Raw genomic sequence first — 950 nt, forward strand, 5'->3', positions numbered from 1 at the left:
ATCGCGCAAGTGAAGGTGCAATTGAAGGGACTAGGCTTTCAGCAAGTCATCAATAAGTGGAGTGAAGCAGAGCGGAAAGCGGTACTTGCGTATACGGCATTCGCTCAGGGTGAGCTGGACGCGAGCAAACAAGAGTTTGTCAGCACAATGCGTTTAGATAAGAGTCTAGAGTCGCACTTCAAACGTTTTTGGCAGGATCTGGGAAATGGAAAAGTAAAACCCTCTGACGAAAACGCCGTGAAAGAGCTCTGCATACGTTGTGAGATTGCCGCGGGTGTTAGCTCCCCAGAACAAGATCAAGAGCGAAGAATGCAGCTTCAGGTTAGCCGTCTATCAGAGGGCCTGAGCAGCGCTGGGCATCAGAGCAGAGAAGAACAGTTAGAGGCGCTACTGACGAACTGGTATGCAGACATGCTCATCAGCAACGAGCTGCGCGAAGTTTACGAAAGACGTATTAAAGCATGTATCTCGGCTGTCTTTGGTGCGCATGAAGCGACAACCCAAGAATCAAGCAAGTCTGCACTAGCTTAATAATCAAGCTTCGTACGCTTTGCCTGAAGAGGTTAAGCGTACGAGCGCTAGTTCTTCACGCCTTTAATAAACTTAATGGCTTCCGTAACAGACTCCCTGACACTAACCTCTAGCTCGGCGCGCTCGTCATTACTCATATAAAACGCTCTGTCCACGCTATGCTTGATGTATTTTGCAGGCACCTTGTTTAACGCCAAGCACGCGATGTCACTTAGTTGCTCTTCTGTGCATGACTCGTTTTCTAGCTGCGCGGCCATCTCTTGAACAATTAAGCGCTCGTTATAATTAAAAATACTATCTAGCACAGACATCACTCTTTCCTCTAAAAACATTCCAATCAGGGAACATGTTGCATTAAAGCTAGTCTACAAATTAGGAAACGAATCGCTAAGTTTCAAATCTGAAACGACACAGCGCAC

Annotated in this window: 2 protein-coding genes; one reads left to right on the plus strand and one right to left on the minus strand. The window is 46.8% G+C overall.

The features are described 5' to 3' along the window. A partial coding sequence (locus A3751_RS22520; protein WP_197466115.1) for a hypothetical protein occupies positions 1-531 on the plus strand: 531 nt, incomplete at its 5' end. 47 nt (positions 532-578) lie between these two features. Here A3751_RS22520 and A3751_RS02130 read toward each other — a convergent pair. Beyond that, positions 579-842 carry a late competence development ComFB family protein gene (locus tag A3751_RS02130; protein ID WP_068451563.1) on the minus strand — a complete coding sequence of 88 codons (264 nt, stop codon included), beginning with the start codon at positions 840-842 and terminating at the stop codon, positions 579-581. Between the last annotated feature and the right edge of the window lie 108 nt (positions 843-950).

The organism is Oleiphilus sp. HI0080 (assembly GCF_001635135.1).